General features: G+C 58.4%; 17 protein-coding genes. 3 read left to right on the top strand and 14 right to left on the bottom strand.

The window, feature by feature from the left end; translation table 11 throughout:
- Positions 1 to 7: 7 nt before the first annotated feature.
- The 5 genes from RGAI101_RS18735 to RGAI101_RS18755 all read right to left on the bottom strand — a co-directional run bounded on the left by RGAI101_RS18735 (position 8) and on the right by RGAI101_RS18755 (position 4,895).
- Positions 8 to 2,431 (bottom strand): TonB-dependent receptor, encoded by a 2,424-nt coding sequence (locus RGAI101_RS18735; RefSeq protein WP_254655314.1) that lies wholly within the window; start codon positions 2,429 to 2,431, stop codon positions 8 to 10.
- Between the two features lie 223 nt (positions 2,432 to 2,654).
- On the bottom strand, positions 2,655 to 3,350 hold the full coding sequence (locus tag RGAI101_RS18740) for an RES family NAD+ phosphorylase (RefSeq protein ID WP_008229764.1): 696 nt from the start codon (positions 3,348 to 3,350) through the stop codon (positions 2,655 to 2,657).
- Positions 3,347 to 3,736, bottom strand: a complete 390-nt coding sequence (locus RGAI101_RS18745; protein WP_008229831.1) for an antitoxin Xre-like helix-turn-helix domain-containing protein — start codon at positions 3,734 to 3,736, stop codon at positions 3,347 to 3,349. The genes RGAI101_RS18740 and RGAI101_RS18745 overlap by 4 nt, the downstream gene beginning before the upstream one ends.
- Positions 3,737 to 3,932: 196 nt before the next feature.
- Positions 3,933 to 4,352: an antitoxin Xre/MbcA/ParS toxin-binding domain-containing protein gene (locus tag RGAI101_RS18750; protein WP_008229649.1), complete on the bottom strand. Its 420-nt coding sequence runs from the start codon at positions 4,350 to 4,352 to the stop codon at positions 3,933 to 3,935.
- A gap of 144 nt (positions 4,353 to 4,496) precedes the next feature.
- Positions 4,497 to 4,895 (bottom strand): winged helix-turn-helix transcriptional regulator, encoded by a 399-nt coding sequence (locus RGAI101_RS18755; RefSeq protein ID WP_008229805.1) that lies wholly within the window; start codon positions 4,893 to 4,895, stop codon positions 4,497 to 4,499.
- Between the two features lie 104 nt (positions 4,896 to 4,999).
- Here RGAI101_RS18755 and RGAI101_RS18760 point away from each other — a divergent pair, with 104 nt between their 5' ends.
- Positions 5,000 to 6,067, top strand: a complete 1,068-nt coding sequence (locus tag RGAI101_RS18760; RefSeq protein WP_008229594.1) for an SDR family oxidoreductase — start codon at positions 5,000 to 5,002, stop codon at positions 6,065 to 6,067.
- Between the two features lie 115 nt (positions 6,068 to 6,182).
- On the opposite strand, the gene RGAI101_RS18765 is transcribed toward RGAI101_RS18760, so the two are convergent.
- Together RGAI101_RS18765 and RGAI101_RS18770 are read right to left on the bottom strand one after the other, a co-directional pair.
- Positions 6,183 to 7,586, bottom strand: a complete 1,404-nt coding sequence (locus RGAI101_RS18765) for an MATE family efflux transporter (protein WP_008229489.1) — start codon at positions 7,584 to 7,586, stop codon at positions 6,183 to 6,185.
- Positions 7,587 to 7,590: 4 nt separating this feature from the next.
- Positions 7,591 to 8,115, bottom strand: a complete 525-nt coding sequence (locus RGAI101_RS18770) for a PaaI family thioesterase (RefSeq protein WP_008229568.1) — start codon at positions 8,113 to 8,115, stop codon at positions 7,591 to 7,593.
- 122 nt (positions 8,116 to 8,237) lie between these two features.
- Here RGAI101_RS18770 and RGAI101_RS18775 point away from each other — a divergent pair, with 122 nt between their 5' ends.
- On the top strand, positions 8,238 to 8,681 hold the full coding sequence (locus tag RGAI101_RS18775) for a winged helix-turn-helix transcriptional regulator (protein ID WP_008229845.1): 444 nt from the start codon (positions 8,238 to 8,240) through the stop codon (positions 8,679 to 8,681).
- Between the two features lie 125 nt (positions 8,682 to 8,806).
- On the opposite strand, the gene RGAI101_RS18780 is transcribed toward RGAI101_RS18775, so the two are convergent.
- Complete coding sequence (locus RGAI101_RS18780) at positions 8,807 to 9,106, bottom strand: hypothetical protein (protein ID WP_008229635.1); 300 nt, start codon at positions 9,104 to 9,106, stop codon at positions 8,807 to 8,809.
- A 311-nt stretch (positions 9,107 to 9,417) separates the two neighbouring features.
- On the opposite strand from RGAI101_RS18780, the gene RGAI101_RS18785 reads away from it, so the two are divergent.
- A complete protein-coding gene (locus RGAI101_RS18785; RefSeq protein WP_157044750.1) occupies positions 9,418 to 10,650 on the top strand; it encodes an SAM-dependent methyltransferase in 1,233 nt (410 codons plus the stop codon).
- A 128-nt stretch (positions 10,651 to 10,778) separates the two neighbouring features.
- Here the strand turns inward: RGAI101_RS18785 and RGAI101_RS18790 are convergent, their stop codons facing one another.
- From RGAI101_RS18790 to tssK, 6 genes are all read right to left on the bottom strand, one after another.
- Positions 10,779 to 11,654 carry a M15 family metallopeptidase gene (locus tag RGAI101_RS18790; protein ID WP_008229683.1) on the bottom strand — a complete coding sequence of 292 codons (876 nt, stop codon included), beginning with the start codon at positions 11,652 to 11,654 and terminating at the stop codon, positions 10,779 to 10,781.
- 90 nt (positions 11,655 to 11,744) lie between these two features.
- The gene (locus tag RGAI101_RS18795) at positions 11,745 to 12,458 is read right to left on the bottom strand and encodes a PP2C family protein-serine/threonine phosphatase (RefSeq protein ID WP_008229636.1); all 714 of its coding nucleotides are present in this window, start codon (positions 12,456 to 12,458) and stop codon (positions 11,745 to 11,747) included.
- The gene (gene tagF / locus RGAI101_RS18800) at positions 12,455 to 13,123 is read right to left on the bottom strand and encodes a type VI secretion system-associated protein TagF (RefSeq protein WP_008229833.1); all 669 of its coding nucleotides are present in this window, start codon (positions 13,121 to 13,123) and stop codon (positions 12,455 to 12,457) included. Before tagF ends, RGAI101_RS18795 begins: the two co-directional genes overlap by 4 nt.
- Positions 13,123 to 16,707 carry a type VI secretion system membrane subunit TssM gene (gene tssM, locus RGAI101_RS18805; RefSeq protein WP_008229856.1) on the bottom strand — a complete coding sequence of 1,195 codons (3,585 nt, stop codon included), beginning with the start codon at positions 16,705 to 16,707 and terminating at the stop codon, positions 13,123 to 13,125. The genes tagF and tssM overlap by 1 nt, the downstream gene beginning before the upstream one ends.
- Positions 16,704 to 18,113, bottom strand: coding sequence for a type IVB secretion system protein IcmH/DotU (icmH, locus tag RGAI101_RS18810; RefSeq protein WP_037230085.1), 1,410 nt, complete (start codon positions 18,111 to 18,113; stop codon positions 16,704 to 16,706). Before icmH ends, tssM begins: the two co-directional genes overlap by 4 nt.
- Before the next feature lie 39 nt (positions 18,114 to 18,152).
- The gene (gene tssK, locus RGAI101_RS18815; protein ID WP_008229584.1) at positions 18,153 to 19,493 is read right to left on the bottom strand and encodes a type VI secretion system baseplate subunit TssK; all 1,341 of its coding nucleotides are present in this window, start codon (positions 19,491 to 19,493) and stop codon (positions 18,153 to 18,155) included.

The raw sequence follows: 19,493 nt of genomic DNA on the forward strand, positions 1-19,493 counted from the left end.
TGGAGGTTTAGAACTTCATGCTGACAGAGATCGACGCAGACCGGCCCGGCGCGACATACACAAAGGGCGTGCCCGACCGGTACAGCGCATCATAGTAGGTTTCGTCCAGCACGTTATCGATGCGCAAGCTGACCGAGGCGTCATCCGTGATGTGGTAATCGGCCATCAGATCAAAGCGCCAGTAGCTTGGCAATTCGTTGCTGTTGGTCGCGGCGAATGTCCCGCCCCTGACTTTGCCACGCCACGTCGCCTGCCCGCCAAAGCTCCACTTGTCGTTATAGTCGTATCGGGCAAGCAGGTTGAACTGCTCGTGGGCGATGTTGGCAAATTCGGCACCGACATTGCTGGCGACGCTGCTTTTCAAAATCTCGCTGTCCATCCACGTGGCCCCCCCGAACACGCTCAGCTTGTCCGTCACGTTACCACCAAAGCCCAGTTCGATCCCCCGGACGCGGTATTCGCCCGTATCCGTGGTCACGACCGGCTGGCCGCGCCCGCCCGAACTTTCGCGGGCCTTGTCTTTCTGGGTCTGGAAGACGGCGGCCGTCGCCATCAGGTCGCCGAACTGCCACTTGGTGCCAAGTTCGATCGCGGTGTTCTCTTCGGGTGACAGGATGGCATTCGCGGTATCCAGCCCGTTGTAGCTGCCGCCACCGGCGTCCAGTTCATCCCCGACAGGGTTGCTGGATGTGGCATAGGACAGATAGACCGTGCCGTTGTCGCGCGGCTTCCAGACGATGCCCGCATTCCAGTTGAACATCACATCATCACGGGTCAGCGTGGTCGACCCTGCGGCTGTGCCGGTGCGGCTGATGCTATAATCATCCACCCGCGCCCCAAGGTTCAGCTGCCATTGCGGATTGAAGGTGATCGTGTCATTCAAGTACAGCGATTTGGTCGTGACCTTGGTCAGGGTGGCGTCCGGATTCAGAACCGGTACCGCCGTCGAACAGCCGCTGGTGTCAGGATTGTAGATCGAGATCGAACACCCCTCAAGACGATCCGTTGCCGTGCCCCCGCCCACTTCCGAAGACAGACCGACATAGCCTTGCTGGCTGATCTCTTCGCGGGACAGGGCAAAACCGGCCACGACTTCATGGCGCGCAGTGCCCGTGTCAAAGCCGAAGGACAGCTCGCTTGTGTTGGCGATGACATCATTCACCTGATAGCGGCTTTTGGGCGACGCTGTCAGCGTCCAGTTCTTCGGGTCGGGATCGGTTGTGTCGGGGCGTTCAGGGGCGGACACGATATAGTCATTCTCGGTTTTGCTGATCCGCGTCCTGTTGGTAAAGGTCATGCCGGGCGCAATTCCATAGGTCGCCCCGACGGTGGCGACGCTTTGGGTGGCGTCCTGAAAATCGCGATCGGTATCGCCATAGAATGTCGACCGATCCAGCGTGAGACGGCCTGCACCCGGTTCAGTGAACGGCACGTTGTTGGTGCCGTCCCATGGCACACCCCAATCGGGCATCTGCTTCATCCGCAGCTGATAGGCTTCGATGTCAAAGGTCAGCTTGTCTGTCGCCTTGTATTCGGCGGCAAGGGACAGGCCCAGACGGTCGTCCTTGCTGTCGTCGCGCCCCGCCACACCGCTGACCTGGGCAACAGAACCGATGCGCGTCTTGAAGCGGTCATTCCAGACCTTGTTCCAGTCCAGCTCCTGACGGGCCAGATCGGCAGTGCCAAAGGTCGTCGTGCTTTTGACGAAATCGGTATCTTGCGCCTGTTTCGTCACCAGATTGACCGCGCCGCCCGCGGTAGAGCGCCCGCCGATCGACCCGGACGGGCCTTTGGTAATCTCCACCTGCTCGGCCATGAAGGTTTCGCGTACGGCCACGCCAGAGTCGCGCATGCCATCAATGAAAACGTCGTTCGATGACCGGAAACCGCGGATGAAAAGCACGTCGCCGAATGCGTTGCCGCCTTCGCCGGTGCCCAACGTGATACCGGGGGTGGTGCGGGCCAGTTCGCGCACGGACGTCGCGTTCTTGTCGCGCAGCACGTCTTGCGTCACGGCGGTCACGGTGCGCGGCGTATCGACCAAGGGTTGCGTCAAAAGCGAATTGCCTGACCGAACCGCCTGATAGCCCGCATCGGGGTTGGCGAAGGGGGAGAGACCGTTTTCACCCGCAACCGGCCCTGCAGGGGCGCTTGGCGTAACGGGGGCTGGCGCGGCGACGGGCGTTGGGGCCGGCGCTGTGCGCACCGCTGGCTTGGCAGCGGTACGTTTCTTGGACGGTGTTGGCTTGGGCTGCACGGCGGCGGGTTCGGATGTTTCCACCTCGATCCCCGGCAGCAAAAGCGGTTCGGTCGTGGACTGCGGATAAAGTGCTACAGGCGACGTCGCACCAAGTGCGGCGGCCGTGATCAGGTTGATCTTGCGACTTGTGGAATGGCTCCGCAGAGACTGTGGGAATTTCGTTTGTGTCATTTGGCCCTCGTAAATGCCCATTTCGGGCTGTTGTTCGGGGGCTGGTCGCAAAGCGGTTGGCTACCTTGTTTGAGAGTGAGCTACCAAAGTTGACTAAAAGGATCAAGTATAGAAAAACCCTTGATTAGCGAAAGGTTGCAGGGGTGCCACGCAGCCCCGAAGGCCACTTAAGCGTCGGTCAAAGGGAGAATCATACGGGGTCGGCATCTTCGGCGCGAGGCCGTCAGGCGACCTGCCGGATCGAATAGTCCGGCGTTCCCGCCCAGACCAAATCCCAAGAAGCGCCCGGTCGGACATTCTGAACCGCCTGCGGTTCGAAACACACAAGGCAGTTGCCTTCGGGCGCGCGGACGGACGGATAGATCAGACCACGCGATCCCGTCCGGCGCAGACTTTGGGCAAGGGCTTGCCCCTCGGGATAGCCGACAGCAGGATCCGGATGCAGCGCCGCGTGCCCTTTATCATCGGTGATATCGTTGAAGCTACCGATGAAATCCGCATGCAGTTCAACGTAGCGGGCATGGTCCTGAAACAGCCCGGTGTATTCCAACTCTCGTGTGCGATGAAACGCGACCTCAGCGACAGACACCATGGCGTCCCAGGCGCAATACCACGCGCCGCGATCCGCCCCATTGAACCGGTTCCCGCCAGCACGCGTATAGGTAAAGGCGGCGTTCACATGGGTTTCGCCATACACGCGCAGATCGGCCATGCGGCGATGCCAGGCAAGCTCACGTGGGTCAAGATGCAGGCTTTTGCCGCGCTCTGCGTTCAAGCGCGCGCTTGTCATGCCTTCGATTTCGGCAAGAAGCTGCGCTTCCTCGTCCGTCTCGACCAATCCGCGCAGGACGGGTGATTTATGGTAGGTCGCAGGCACAAGTCGAACAAGACTTCTGTCCGAAATCTCGGTCGTCTTCACGCGCCGCCTCGCAATGCATCCAGATAGGTCCGAATGTTCAGGATCTGCGGCAGGCCACCATCAATCGCGGAGTCAACGGGACGTCCCCCGCCAAAAAGCGGCCCAGTGTTCGCGCGGGTCGGCCATGTTCTCGCAAGAGGCTCTGAGAAATAGAGTTCGAGTGATTTGTAAATGCCGACAAGTGCCGAGAGGCGCAGAAGCTGGTCCTTGGTCAAGTCGCCGGTAAAGCCTGGCTTTCTTGCGCGCTTCCAGGTGCTGGCCGACATATCTGCAAGGCTGGCAGCCTCGTTCAAGGACAACCCCCAAGTCTCGGCGATCCGGGCATAGGCTTTCAGCGCGACCGCATTGATGTCAGCGGGTTTACGGGTGTTAGCGACAATTTGCATAGGGCTTCTCCTGATCTACTAATTAGTCCATATGGACCAAAAGTAAAGATCAAATGAGCGCCCAAACCACAAGGATGCTCTCATCCCCGGTTTCGCTATACTGTGCCGGTCATGGTTCGCTTCGACCTGAAACCGCGACCGATTAAAGGCACCATCCCGAACATTCGTCCCATCAGCCTTGTCTAATCCGCTGATGTCAGCTGTTGAGCAGATCAATCACGGCGTCTGCACCGGCAGGGCTTGAAATTGCCAATGCCATTGGCGCTGTCCCTCCAAAGTCCTGATGCGGCTTTTCAAGAAATCGCATCACCAGTGCGCCGTTGCCATTGTGAACCCTGTCTGCAACCACATAAGCGCGGGCAAAATCATAAAGTATCTGACTGTTGACGACGCTGATGGCACGCTTTTCACTTTTCGCGCGGCGATAGGCTCTGTCCGGAATGATATTCATGGCAGGTGTCGAAGCCAGAACATCCAAAATCTTTTCTACGGATTTCACCGGAAGACCCTTTGCCACTTCGGAATTCAAAGAATCTATATCGTTGATTTCTTCAGGAAGCCCCAAGAGTTCCGAAACCCGGTCGATCTCTGTCGCGCGTGTGAGTTTGCCATTCATCGTCAATCTCCCTTTGCGAGAACAACTGACAGCTATGTCGCTGGATCACAACCGGATGACTGTGTTTAGATGCGCCCGCCCCGCCTTGTTGCGCGCTGTGGACATGTGCGCACAAAATCAAGGCGGTAAAGCGCGTTGAGACGGCTATTCTGCGGACTTGGTCGCTGCGGCACTGCGGACCCGGCGGGACCCTTCGCGCGGCTGAAGCGCGTCAAGAGCATCGGCGTTGTCCCGTCCCCAATCATAGACCAAATCCACGAGCCCGACGAACCGCAGACCCAGCGGCGTGAGTGCATAGGTCACCGCCGGCGGGACAGTGCTGTCGACCCGACGGTCGATCAAGCCGCCGGTTTCCATGTCACGCAAGGTCTGGACGAACATCTTTTTCGACAGCCCCGGCAGGCTGCGATGCAACGCACCGCTGCGCGCAGCACCCGCATGACGGGCCTGCAGGGTATGCAGGATCATGCTGGTCCACTTCGTCGCAAAAATCTCCATCACGCGGCGCGGCGCGCAATCTTCGCGCCAGTCATCGTCTTGCAAGATGGTCTCCTTTAGGTGACTACGTTCCGTTTTGGTGCCGTCTAGCAAACGCAGACATCGGTGGCTAGGTGCCTTCCACACCGTGTAACCACAGGAGAAAACATATGACCAAGGCAGCACTCGTCGTCGGCGCGACCGGCATCCAGGGCAGCGCGATCGCGGACAAACTGGTCTCGCACGGCTGCACCGTTCTCGGCCTGGCACGCACACCACAGGACCACGACGGCGTCACACCCGTCGCTGCCGATCTGCTGGACCCGAAGGCACTGGCACAGGCCCTAAAGGGGCACGCGCCGACCCACGTCTTTCTCACGACGTGGCTGCGTCAGGATACTGAGGCCGAAAATATCCGCGTGAACGATACCATGGTCCGCAATCTGCTGGACGCCGTCCGCGAGGCGGGCAGCGTGGAACACGTGGCCCTCGTGACGGGGCTCAAACACTACCTCGGGCCATTCGAGGCCTATGGCAAAGGGACCCTGCCAAAGACGCCGTTCCGCGAGGACCAAGGGCGGCTGGACGTTGCGAACTTTTATTATGCGCAAGAGGACGAGGTATTTGCAGCCGCTGAGCGCGACGGTTTCGGCTACAGCATCCATCGCCCGCATACCGTGATCGGCAAGGCCGTCGGGAACGCGATGAACATGGGCACGACGCTGGCCGTCTATGCCGAACTGTGCAAGGCGACCGGGCGGCCCTTCCGGTTTCCGGGCTCACAGGTGCAGTGGGAGTCGCTGACCGACATGACCGATGCGCGCCAACTGGCGGATCAGGTGATCTGGGCGTCCACAACGCCAGCCGCGCGCAACGAAGATTTCAACATCGTCAATGGCGATGTCTTCCGCTGGAACTGGATGTGGCACCGGATCGGTGACTACTTTGGCGTCGAGGTAGAGGATTTTGATGGTGTGGAGCGTCCCTTGGTAGAGCAGATGCAGGACGATGCCCCCGTCTGGGCCGAGATCGCGAAACAACACGGGCTGGCGAAAAGCGATCTGTCGCGGCTTGCCTCTGCCTGGCACACGGACGCCGATCTGGGCCGCCCGATCGAGGTCGTGACCGACATGAGCAAAAGCCGCGCATTGGGGTTCACCGGATATGTTGCCACGGACAGCGCGTTCTTTGATCTGTTCGACCGCTTGCGCGCCGACAACATCATTCCCAAACCGTGATCTTCTGGCCGCGGCGCTTGTGAAAGAGCCGATGCTTGCGCACTTTAAAAATGCTGGGGAAGTTTGGAAAAAATTTTGGTCACACGATCCGACCAGCGCCCACCCTAAGCCCACCCTAAGCCCACCGCGTGTGCAGAATCGCGACCCCGATCACAAGCCCGTAGGCCATCATCGCAATCCCGATTGCCGCGAACACCCCGTTCACCCCCATCGAAGTCGTAGAAGTGAGGATCAACCCGCCGCCAACGGCCAGACCAATGCGAAACAGACTACCAATCAGGGGCCAAAGCATCTTTGCGGCCCCTTGGGATGCGAAATACAGCGCAAGGCCAAGGCCGAAGAAGGCATAAAAAGGTGCAACGATCCGGAAATAAGCCCGTCCCGCTTCCAATGTCGCTGTGTCGGAGGGGTTTAGGAACATGCCCAGCCACAGGTCGGGAAACACCGACAGGATCAATCCGATACAGCCGATGATCGCGGCACCCGTCAATGATCCCGTCCACGCGATCCGAAGTGCACGATCTTTCTGGCCTGCACCGACATTCACACCGACCATGGCAGTCATGGCGGCACCAATCCCGAAGATGACCGGGATCATCAGGAATTCGAGCCGCGCGCCAAGGCCATACCCTGCCAGCGCTGCTTCGCCGTATTGCCCGACCATGCCGACCATCATCACGATCGTCAGAACCGTCAGCAGCGTGTTGACCGACGCGATGGCTCCGACGTGCATGATGTCGCGGAACATGCCAAGATCAACCCGGGCAAACGCGCCTTTGAAGGCAAGCCCGGTCCTGCCAGTTGCGATGTAGCTGACAGCGATCAGGGCACCAAGGCCGTAAGCAAGGATCAGCCCCAAGGGCAAGCCCGCGATCCCGAGCGCCGGAAGCGGCCCCCACCCCAGGGCAAAGCCACCCGACAGCGGGATCGAGACGATAGAAACCAGCAAAAGCAGGAGCGACGGCATCCGCATATCACCTGTCCCGCGAATGACGCTTAACGAGGAATGGCATAGCCAGATGGTGAAACACCCGGGAAAGAAGACGATTGAATAGGTCACAGCGGCGTCTACCGCAGCCTCTCCGCCACCCAGCGTACTAAAAATTGCCCGTCCGAAAAGCGCCATCGTGACAGCCATTAAAAGCGCGAAACATGCCACGATGATCCACGCCGTAAAGGTGAGCGTGGCGGCCCGTGCGGGGTTCGATGCACCAAGCGCCCGCGCGACGGCAGCTGAAATCGCGCCACCCATCGCGCCTGCCGCCAGCATCTGGGTCAGCATCATGAGCGGAAAGACCAGCGCCAGACCCGCCAGCACCGTGACACCCAAAAGGCTGGCGAAATAGGCTTCGGCAATGCTTTGGGCCGCCTGCACCAGCATGGCCAAAACGTTGGGCGCAGCCAGCTTTGCCAGCGTCGGCCCGATCGGGGCTGTCAGCAGAACCTTGGTGCGTGTGGCGCGGGCAGAGGATGCGGCGTCAACGGGAGCAGCGATATTCAGGGGGGGCGCAACAGTCATTTTCTTACGCCTTCTTCTGTTTCAGCGGGAATATCAGACAGGTGGTGGACCCGTGCGCGTAAAGCTTGCCATCCTCCAGCCCGACAACCCGCGCTTCGGACGTCGCCATCTGCCGCCCGCGATGAACGATCGTTGCCTCTGCCCGCAAACGACCCGTCGTCGGCAGGATCGCACGGGTGTAATTCACCTTCAGCTCTGCCGTCGTGAAACCAATACCAGCGTCAAGTGTTGTATGGACGCAGACACCCAGCACAGTGTCCAGAAGCGTCGCTGCAAATCCCCCATGCAGCGTGCCCATCGGATTTAGCAAGAAATCGGCAGGATCCGCCTCGAACGCTGCTTTGCCGTAATCAAGATCCATCGGGTCGGAGATGCCCATTGTCACGATCATTGACGGCTGGGCCGTTACCGCCCCCGAGTTTAGCGCACGCATGTAATCAAGCCCAGACAGGCGCATCGCCGCCTCTGCATCCAGGGGTTCGGTCACATAGGCATAGCTGCGGGTTTTCCGCGTGTTAATCGTGGTCACGTCATCTTGTCCCTGCTTGATTGGACGGTCGCACTGCCCCTCAGGTGCAGTAGGTTCTTTTTAGGAACTCTTTATGGGTAAGTTCCCTTTTCGAACCTGTCAATCGCTGATATAAGACCGATATGAAATGGAATGATCTGAACACCGAATCCTGCCCCGTCGCACGCGGCCTGTCCGTGATTGGAGATCGTTGGACCATGCTTGTGATCCGCGAATGCTTTCTGGGCATCCGGCGATTTGATCAGATGCAGGAACGTCTGGGCATCACCCGCCATGTCCTTGCTGACCGGCTGCGCAAGCTGGAAGCGGATGGCGTGCTGAAACGTGTGGCCTATCAGGAACGTCCTCTGCGCCACGAGTACCTGCTGACCGACAGTGGCAAGGCGCTTTATCCCATATTGGTCACGATGATCGAGTGGGCCAATGCCCATGTCCCGGCCGAGAACGGGTCGTCGGTGACGTTGATATCCCGGGAAACGAACGACCCCATTGAACCAAAGCTGGTTGATGCGCGGACGGGCAATGAGATCACGCACAGAACTGTCATTGCCAAGACGGCTGGTTGATTGGTTTCAATGCCAGGTGTGCGGGCAGGTGCCTGAGCTTACCCTATGATTTGGGCACCTCAGACAAACCACGAGGCATGCTAAAAGGCGCGACAGCCCTACGGCCGCCGCGCGGTGGAAATGCATTACTCTAGATATTTGCCAATGTCCGGGGCGCGGAGCGGACGCGCAATGCTGTTCACGCGCGCCTCGGGCAATCCGACGTATCTGGCAATCTCTCCATCTGACAGGCCAAGGGCGATAAAGCACTGCAAGACCGTGACGGGGTCGGGGCCAAACGCATCATGGATTTCGACATCAAAGCTGCGTGCCGGCAGGCGGCTGACGGATGCACAGTCATAACCCGAATGCTTCGGCGTTATCCGGTGCCTGTAGCCTACGTTACCTGTTGATTGCGTCTCCATGTCTGTGTTGAATTTATGCATGCTTTTGATCCTCCCCCAGAGTTTGAAAATGCTGAATTCGCAATCAGAATTCAGGAAAAATTCGAGACCTCCTTGCGCTAGATCAATCGGGTTACGAAACTCTGTCCAACCAAGGGAAAACAGCGGAAAAATGCCGAATGGGCCACCGCCCTGGACGCATGATACCCCAACCACGCAAACTCCGAAGTCGTGCAGAGAATAAAATCTCCGACATAACAGCCTGCAACCTACCCAAGGCCACATTGACTTTGATCAATTGGCATCCCGATTGCTTGCGTTAGCAAAAAGGGACCCCGGTGAAGGATAATGCTGTGCTTCAACACCTACTTGTCAGAAACCTGAGGATCCTTCTTCGCGAAGGGAACATCACGCTGCATTTGCCGGACCGGAAAACCGTTCGCATTGGCGATGGCAGTGGCCGCCCCGTTACCGTCCGGCTGACGCATCCTGGCATCATTTCGCATTTGGTCTGGAACCCCGAACTTGCCCTTGGCGAAGGCTATATGAACGGCGATATCAAGATTGACGGCGATGATCTGCATGGTCTCCTCGAAATTGCGGTCCGCAATTTTGACGCGCAGGCATCCTCATCTTGGATCCGCGTTGTCAGAGCCATTCGAATGCTGCGACGGCGATTTGACCAGAACAATTTCGCATCGGTCTCCAAACGGAATGTCGCGCATCATTATGATCTGTCCAGCGCGCTTTACGATCTTTTTCTGGATCAGGACCGGCAATATTCCTGCGCCTATTTCAAACACCCCGATGACTCGCTGGATCAGGCGCAAGCACAAAAGAAGGCACATATCGCGGGCAAGCTGCTTTTGGAGCCAGGAATGCGGGTTCTCGATATCGGCTGCGGCTGGGGGGGCATGGCGCTTGGCCTCGCGCGTGACTACGGGGTCAATGTTCTGGGCGTGACACTGTCAAAGGAACAGCACCGCATCGCGACAGAGCGCGCCCATGCGGAGGGGCTTGCGGATCGCGTCATCTTTCAGTTGCGCGACTACCGTCATGTCAGCGGCCCGTTCGACCGGATTGTGTCAGTCGGCATGTTCGAACATGTCGGCCTTCCGCATTATGGCACCTACTTTGAAACTGTGCGGAACCTGCTGTCGCCTGATGGGGTCGCGCTGATCCACACCATCGGGCGAAGTGCCCCGCCCGACGCGACAAACCCCTGGATTTCTCGGTACATCTTTCCGGGCGGATATATTCCGGCCATGTCCGAAGTGTTGGCCCCCATCGAGAACGCAAACCTTTGGCTGGATGATGTCGAATGCTGGCGACAGCATTATGCGACAACGCTTCGCCATTGGTACGACAGATTTCAGGCGAACAGCAAAAAGGCAGCCAGCATTTATGATGAAAGGTTTGTTCGCATGTGGCGGTTCTATCTTGCCGCTTCCGAACAGACTTTCCGGTACGGACGCCAAACCGTCTTTCAGTTCCAGCTATCGCGCCGTCAGGATGCCGTCCCCCTGACCCGCGATTATCTGTATCCTTCGACGCAACCGCCCCAACTTGCTCAGGCCGCCGAATAGCTTGGCCGGATCGGGCACTGTTCTTTTGCGGCCAACGCACTTCTAAGGGCAAACGCTATCCCCCTGCCGCGCAATAACCGGCCATTGCCCATTTTTCAAAGCGGCAGTTCGCATGGAAAACCGATATGCTACAGCTTGCCTTCGGCAACCCATTTCTCGACAAGATTGCGGCTTACCTCGAAATGCATGCTGTCTTCGCGGGAAAAACCTGCGCCCCAATACCAGCCTTCCGTGCGGAAGAAATCGGCCAGAATGGTCAGGCCCAACTGTGTTCGGCCATCCCCCAGCTGGTCAAGCTTTCCGTCAATATTCAGATCAAGCGACAAACCGAATGCGTGGGTCGACGTACGGCCGGGGGCACCCCGAATATGCCTGACACAAAGCGCGCCGGCCGTGTTGATCCGGGCGTAAAGATCGGGGTCGGTTGCTTCGATCTTGGCAAAGACGGTGCGAAGGGATTCAATTGCTGGTGTCAGCATACGCACCCGCACGGGACCCACCTGTTCCGTCTGAAGCTTGGACGCCAGCCGCTTGTTCGTCATCCCCTGGCAGTCCGACGTCAGCACATCACGAGGCTTGCCAAAGACCCCCTCGAGATAGGAAGGAGACGCGATCTGCAAACCGGCGTTCAATTCCCGGCGGCCAGCGATCAAAACCACTTGGGCATAGGCGTCAATGATGTCATTGCCACCGTCGTTCTGAAATTCGCCCCGTTCCTGAGACATAGGTTCAGTGCTGATCGGCGCACGGGAAGAGGATGCGACCCGCCCAAGTTCCTTTTCAAGGTTCTGAACGGCTTCTGTCAACGCGTCGATCTGTGACCGCAGAACTTCGATTTCGATCCGGGCACCGCTGTCGATGGCGGACGCGGAAAATTCCGCATCACCGTCCGCTTCGTATCTGATTTCCTGCGGCGGGCGCAGCTGGAAATAAATCAGCACGCCCAATCCGATAAAGATCAGCGCCATAGCACCAAGGATGATTGGGATAATGCGTTTTTCCATAAATGCCGGCCTATGAAATCTTGATGTGAAACCGAGGGGGACCACCAAAGCCCGTCACGCCCTGCGACCCGTGGAGTTAAAACTGTGGTCTTAAATAATGTCGATTACGATGATCGAGATGTTATCGGCCCCTCCCCCATCCAGTGCCAATTGCTGCAACCGCTCTGCTATCGTCTCGATCGGCTCCTGAGACAAATACCGTGTCAGAATATCAAATGTAGCATATTTCGTCAGCCCGTCCGAACATAATAAAAAGCGGTCACCGGAAAAAACCTGACCGCGTATTTTTTCAAGTTCCAGTTTATCCCCGACACCGACGGCATGGGTAATCGCATTGGATTGCGGATGGTGTTCGGCTTCGTCCCACGTCATCTGGCCTGCCAGAACAAAGTCGGCCACCACCGAATGATCGGTCGTCAGCATGTCCAGCACGCCGTTCTGAAGACGGTACAAACGGCTATCGCCCGCCCAGAATGTAGCAAAATGCCCCTCGGCGATGGCGAATGTGACAACTGTCGACCCCATCGTAACCCCGCCACGCGACGCGGCCTCGCTCAGGATCAATTCGTGGGATCGGGCCAGCGTATCCCGCAGGGCATTCAGCAAGCCAACAGGCGGCAACGTTGGATCGATCATGGCGACACTGTCCACGACCGCCTGAGAGGCAAAATCGCCCCCGGCGTGCCCCCCCATGCCGTCAGCCACCACCCAGATCTGCTGATCAGGCAAGGCGAGGATGCTGTCTTCGTTTACCTTACGCTTCAAACCCAAATGGGTCGTCGCGGAATATCGGACTTGGGTCATATGAGTGCGGCCATATCTTCGTTGCCCCAAACGGGGGAGTGCAAATCGAACAGAGCGCGCATCTCGCGCCCCTCGGGCAGCCCACGCGTGAGCATCAGGCGATTGTCTTGATCCATGGCGGTCGACCAGATGACGTCAGTGCCACCGACCCTTGCTGCCAACGCCTGCCCTGCCAGGACATGTTCGATCGGGAACAATCCGGCATAGGGCAGGCCCGCCGGTTCCGAAGAGATTGCCGGCATCGGATTAACAAGCGCAAGCGCGCTTGTCAGCATGTCCCGTGTGCTGTGGTCATCAAGCATGTCGAGCGCAATTTGTTCCAACTGCTCGAACACCGCCGTGTTCGCGAAATGGCACAGGGCAATATTCGCAACCTCGACCGGCGCGGCTATCGTCAAGGGATATTGCCGCCCGACCCGGTCTACCGACGCCATTACAATCCCGATCATGCCGGATGATCCAGAAACACCGCGGGGCAAAGTGAACCGCCATATCGGCGCAGATAGATATGCGTCGTCCCAGCTCTCCTGCAGGGCTTCGCGCGACCCAAGCATGCCCGCCTGCATCCATTCATCCCAAGGCTGCACAAATCCTGCAGTGACATTAAGCCGAAGAAAATCCCCCAATGCAGGGATTTTACCGAAGGCACCGAACTGGCCGGCCATCAAAACGACTTGGGGCAGCTGAACTTGCTCAGCGCGGTCAGGGCAAACGGGTTCAAGACGGAACCTGACTGCAATTGAAAGATTGCGATCCGCCCGCCCACGTTAAAGATGACGCGGTTGCGATCGGACACGTTCGTCCGGCGCACCTCTGCGGCGCTGAGCAGCCGGAACCATGCCCACGGACCATCCCGCGTGATCGCGTTTGACGTGCTGTTGATGACAGGCTGCAAGATGATGCGCGCGGACCCGACTGCACCGGGCCATGTGATGGCCGACGGTTTGGGCGCTACAGAATGGGCAAACTCCACCTCTTGACCGTCAATGTCCAAGACCAGTTGCTGGGCTTTGGGATCAAGCGCCTCTGGCGTGATCTGGAATTTCACGGCTGGCGTTTCCCCACCCGAAAAGAACGCGTCACGGATTTCGGCGGCATATTGCAGCTGTTGCAGAACCGCAGGGCTGATGCCAAGATCGGTGTCATTGACCCGCTTCCATGCCCAGGGGCGTGCCCGCGTATCAACATAGTCCCGCAGGTTTTCGTTGAAAAAGCCGTCAATCATGCCGTTCGGCGCAAACAGGCGGGCAAAGTCGCCCATTGCCACATCTGCCTTGGCCCCCCCAGAAAACGGATACCGGTTATCCAGCGCCTGCGTACAAAACGGCAGCACTTGTGACTGCCATTTGGCATTTATCGATGCGCGCGTCCCGTCAGCCGTGATGCCGGACGATCCAGATGAAATCTGTGTCGACCACCGCTGGATCGGCCCCGGAAGGCGGTTTGCCAGTTCCTGGAACCGCACGATCGCGGTCGTGTCACCGGACCCTGCCCCGACCCCGCCAGCAAAGCTGAGTTTGTTCAGCTCCTGATAGACCTGGGTCAGGCGGCTCATCAACTCTGCAAGCTGCGAGGGCTGGTTGTCGATTTCCGCGACAAGCTCGTGCAGCCAGGCAAAACGCTCTTCGACAAAGGAACCCGGCTCTTTCGGCGCGGGGCCCTGGTCGGTCGTGACACCACTGCTGAGCGCACTGATGAACAGCTGGCTCCGGCTCGACAACGAGGACTGAAGTTCAAGCGCGCCGACACTTGCAGCCCCTTCGGCAAGGCCCGAACCGTCCAATCCGCCACGGTCTTCCGTCAGCTTCGTCTCATCCGAGACCGCGTTCAGAATATTCACCAAGGGGGACGTTGGGCCAGAGAGTACATTCGTCACTTCGACCGCGTGGCTCAGGCTTTCCATGGGGATGATGTCGATGTCGCCAAGGATTTGATCATAGCGCGAGATATAGTCGGTGTAATAAAGGTCCAGCACATCCCGGCTCATCGCGACCAATGCAGTTTCAGATTGCTCTGCTTCACCGCGTTCGCCCAAAACCCAGCTTTCGCGTTGAATACGCGTTGCGACGCCAAGCGCCTCGTCCAGGAACACGGTGTTGAAGCCGTCATAGGTGAAAATGCCTTCGACGCCTTCGTTCAGCGGCTTGCCCGAGGACCGTACAATCACGCGCCCGATTGCAGGGCCGCCAATGTCCGTCAAACGCCATTGCGGCAAATCCTTGGCGCGGGGCGAGTTGATGATCCCGTTGTAGACCCGTTGGGCCAGAGGCATTTCGGACAGCAAACCCTGGATCTGTTCGACCAGCGGACCATTCAGAGCGATTTCGTCAATCGGCGCATCCAGCAATGCATCCAAATGGCGCGTCAGGTCCGCGCGCAATTCATCACGACCACTGCCCTGAAAGGCGACAGACCAATCAAGCGCCATCCATTCCTTGATCAGGTCCTGGTTCATCGGTCCCTGCTGACCCAGAATAAGATAGATCTTGAGGCTCTCATACAGGAAGTCGGGGTTGTTCATGTTGGCCTGCATCTGCTCTTCAAGGCGCAAGAGCATGCGGGGCAGGAAATGTTCGTTCAGCGCCGCACGGTAGGATTGGCTGGCCTGGTTTCCAAGCACCTTGCCTTGATACAGGCCCCACGTCAGCGCGCCCTTCGGACGGGGATCACCTGCCGCGGGATTACCGGGCATGGCACGCAAGATGTTCAAGGCAGGCACGATACCGGGCAGATCGCTATCGGCAATCGGGCTACCGGGAATTTGGGCGGCCGCGGTGCGGTACTGGTCAATGCTTTCGGACGCCTGCTGCAACAGCTCGGCATTCCCCAGATAGCTGCGGGCCCACAGCCCCGTCATGGCGATACCGGCCACAAGGGCGGCTGCAATGGCGACGCGTTTTGTCCAACGATAGCGGCGTTCGACCTTGTCATCGGCGCTGACAAGGCCCGCTTCGGGGAACATGACCTTTTCGAACAGGCGCGTCAGAAAGAACGATCTGCCGGTCCCGCGCCCGGAACCGATGGCCTGACGGCCGATTCCGAAGGTACGTGCCATGCCCATCATCAGACGGTCGATCGGCGTGCCTTCCTGGGTGCCGGACGTGAAATAAACGCCCCTCAGCAGGTGGCGTTTTTCAAACCGGTTGTCCTGGAACACCTCGGTCAGAAACGTATTTGCGGTGGTGCGGACGGATGCCACCTGCGACGGAAAGCTCGCGATCAGTGAACGGCGCTGGTGATCGGTTTCCTGCTGCATCCGTTCAAGAGATTGCGCGTTGATCTGCCCCAGCAAGAGGTTGAATTCTTCGTCAAAGGCAGCAATCGGAGACACTTCGGCCTTGGTCTTTTTCAACAGCGGAAGAGTAAAGCCCCAAACCTGTTCGCGTTCTTCCTTGCCCAGATGGTCGAAAAATTCGGAAAAGCCCGCTATCAGATCGGACTTGGTGAACAGCACATAAACCGGAAAGCGCACGCCCAGCTTTTCGCGCAATTCATGCAGCCGGCGGCGGATCGCAGCGGCGTGCCCCTTTTGCGTGGCTTCATCCTGCAACGACAGGTCCGACAGGGATACAGCAAGGATGGCCCCGTTGATCGGCTGCCGCTTGCGGTGCTTTTTCAGAAGCCGCAGGAACCCCTGCCACCCTGCATTGTCCTCCGCCTCTGCGCTGTCCTGGGTGGTATAACGTCCGGCGGTGTCGATCAAAACCGCGTCGTTGGTAAACCACCAGTCGCAATTTCGGGTCCCACCGACGCCGCCGATGCTGGCCTTGCCGACGCTATCGGCAAGGGGAAAGTTCAGCCCGGAATTGACAATCGCCGTCGTCTTGCCGGCACCGGGGGGTCCGATCATCACGTACCAGGGCAGTTCATAAAGCGATTTTTTACCCAGCTTTGATTTCCGCAAGGCCCCAAGCGCCTCTTTCAGCTTGCCCTTCAGCTCCAGCAACTCGGCTTTGACCAGTTCGTCCTCTTCACTGTCGGCATCATCATCATCCAGCGACTCGACGATGTCCTCTTCCATCTGCTTTTCGCGTTTCGTCCGGCGCATGATGATCAGCAAGATTGCCGTCAGGGCCAGCAACACGATAATGCCGATCGTGATCAGACGTGCGACGGGGCTGTCCCACGGGTGGAGGTCGCCAAAACCAAGAAGCGGTCCCAGAAACCAGATCATCAGCGAGAACGCGAAGGCGACCAGGATCGTTATGACAATGCCGGAACGGATTTTGCGAAGGGTGTGCAGAATCATGTTGTATCTTTCCTCACCAGAACGATTTCGATTCGACGGTTTTTGGCGCGACCTTCGCGGGTGCTATTATCAGCGATCGGCTGTTTCTCTGCGCGGCCCTCGGCCTCAAGGCGGTCAGACTTGGCAAGTTTGCCCTCGAGCGTGCGCATCACGGCTTCGGCCCGCGCAAGTGAGAGACGTTCATTCGATGGAAAGCGCGATGACTTTATCGGAATGTTGTCCGAATGACCGACCACGATGACGGGGCCCTCGGTTTCATCAAGCGCTTGCGCGACCTTGCGCAAGGGTTCTTCGAACGCCGGTTGCAGGCGGTCCGAACCAGAGCCGAACATATTCGAGCCTGCCAGTCGGACGGTGATCGTCTGTTGATCCTGGAACACTTCGACGATTCCGTCCGAAATCTCTTTCTGTAGAAAACCCTTTACCCGGTTTAGCTGAACATCGGGCGGCGGAGGTGGGGGCGGCGGCGGGGGCGCACGACGCATCAATTCCGCGACCTGCCCTGAATCAAGGACTGACATCTGCCCCATGACACGATCCGTGGACCTGTTCAGCACCCAACTGAAAGTCAGGAAAATCGCGGTCAGTAAAATGGCGACGCTGGCAGTCGTGATCCAAAGTGGGCGCCAGATTGAAAGAACCTTATGCGGTTGCTCTACACCTTCCCAATGCGGCGACATGTCCTTTTCAACAGGTCCACGTTGCGCGCGGATGATGCGCGATAGCCCCGCGCGGATTTGCAGATGCTTGTCCGAGCCGCCCTGTTCGACCCGCAAGCGACCCTCAAAGCCGAGCGACAGGCACATGTAAAGGAATTCAAGCAGGTCAATATTGTTACTTGGTTCTTTTTCCAGCCGTGCAAGCAGGTCGAAAAACCGGTCACCCCCGACAGTTTCTTTGTGGAACGTGCCAACCATGGATTGCTGCGCCCAGATCGACTGCCCCCCCCACGGTGTGTTCAGCACCACATCATCCAAGGTCGCACAGATGGCATAGCGGGCGATCTTGATGTCCTGTGCGTCAATTCCGATCTTGAGCGCACGATTTTCGAATTCCCGCACCTCTGCAACAACGGACCGCCGCAGCTTTTCCGGATCCATGTGCTGTGCGCGATTACGGATACGCGACACCAGGGAAAACAACGTGGCCGCCGCCGCGTTGATCTTGTTCATGCCGGTCATACCCTGTTCGACACTGGGTTCCGTGGCGCTTTCGCGTGACGCGCTGGAACCGGTCGGGATACCCATCGGTGCCGCAGCGTCAGGCTGACGCTGCTGTTGCGGGGCCGCTTGGGGTTGGGAAAAGGGTTGCGGAGACGTAGGGACGGCCCGTCGCCCACCGGGATTTGGACGGATAATCGTCCGGTCAGCATCGTCCGGTTCGGCGAATGGATCTTTATCAGACATGCGTTTCGTCCTCTAATATCTAGGGCCTCAAGGAGGGCCCTAACCCTGTCGAATGGCCCAAAGCTCCATCTTCAGGCCCGGAAATTCGCCTGAAACGTGAACTGCGATGCCGCCGGATGTCGACATCTTACCCCAATGGGCACTGTCCCCGTCCAGTTCAAAATACACCACACCCGCGTGATAGGGAATTTGGCGCGGGGCAACCGGCAAAGGTCGCAGCGGGATGCCGGGCAAAGCAGAGTTGACCAACTGCCTGATCTCTTCGACCGGACCGATCTTGGCCTGGTTCTGGAAATGACGCCGCACGTTTTCCGCAGGAATGTCCGCCTGCACGGCAAGCACGAAACCAGCGGTCGACAACAGCTTGCGATCGGCGATGATGCCGACGCTGATGCCGTATTTGCGCGGATCCAGCGGGATCGATACCGCCGTCTGTTCCAGCACTGAAGACAAGTACTGGCGCAGCACCTTTATCACCGGGTTGAATGTGACGGTCAGATTGTCATGGGCATAGGGCGGAAATTCGGGCGCGGCTTTGTCAGCGGCCATGAACGTGGCCAATTCACCCGCAAGGCACAGGCAGACGCGATAAAATTCCTGAGGATGCACATTTTCGATCTGCGAAAGATGCTTTACCAATGGCTGCATCCGGTTAACGCACATCAGCAACAGGAAATCCGAAATCTCGGCGACGCCCTTGGTGCTGCCCCCTTCGGACAGACGCCCGGAAAGCGCGGTTTTCCGGTGGCCCAGCAAGCCGTCCAGCTCGCGCATGAAATCCTTCAAGGGGCCGGCGGCATTGCAGTCCAGGCAAGACGCCATAAAGGACTTGTCTAGCAAGACCTCTTTGTCAGGTTTGACTTCGATAATTCTGGCGATCGGAATGCACAGGCGATCAGCAAGGTCATCAACCGCAAGCGCGAACTGCAAACGCAGTTTTCCGACACCCATGGTAACCGCTTTCTTGCCTGTGGAGGTGACATCGGTCACCTCAATCTCACCGGGGCGAAGCCGCGCGGCAGAAAGCTCTGCGCCGGTCATGTCGACCTCAAGCGCGCCTTGCCGGCGCTGAGGTACGGTCAGGTAGATGATGCAGTCCTTGACCCCTTCGGGCACGTCAAGCGCGGGGGGATGGTCTTCGGAACTGGGCACCCGGAAAACGGTACCGTCATGGGTCAGCCCGGCGCAGGATTTGATCGCGAACTGGCCGAATTTCAGCACTTCTTCGTCGATCTCAAGCGCGTTTACCCCCCAGATGTAGGGGCCGATACGGCGTGCCAGACCGGCAACAAGGCTTTCGGTGTACCTGTCCGCCTGTTGAAAGTGATGGGGCTGAAGAAACAGTCCTTCATTCCAGAGAACCTTGCTATCCCAAGACAT

The organism is Roseobacter sp. GAI101 (assembly GCF_000156335.1).
Lineage (GTDB): Bacteria > Pseudomonadota > Alphaproteobacteria > Rhodobacterales > Rhodobacteraceae > Sulfitobacter.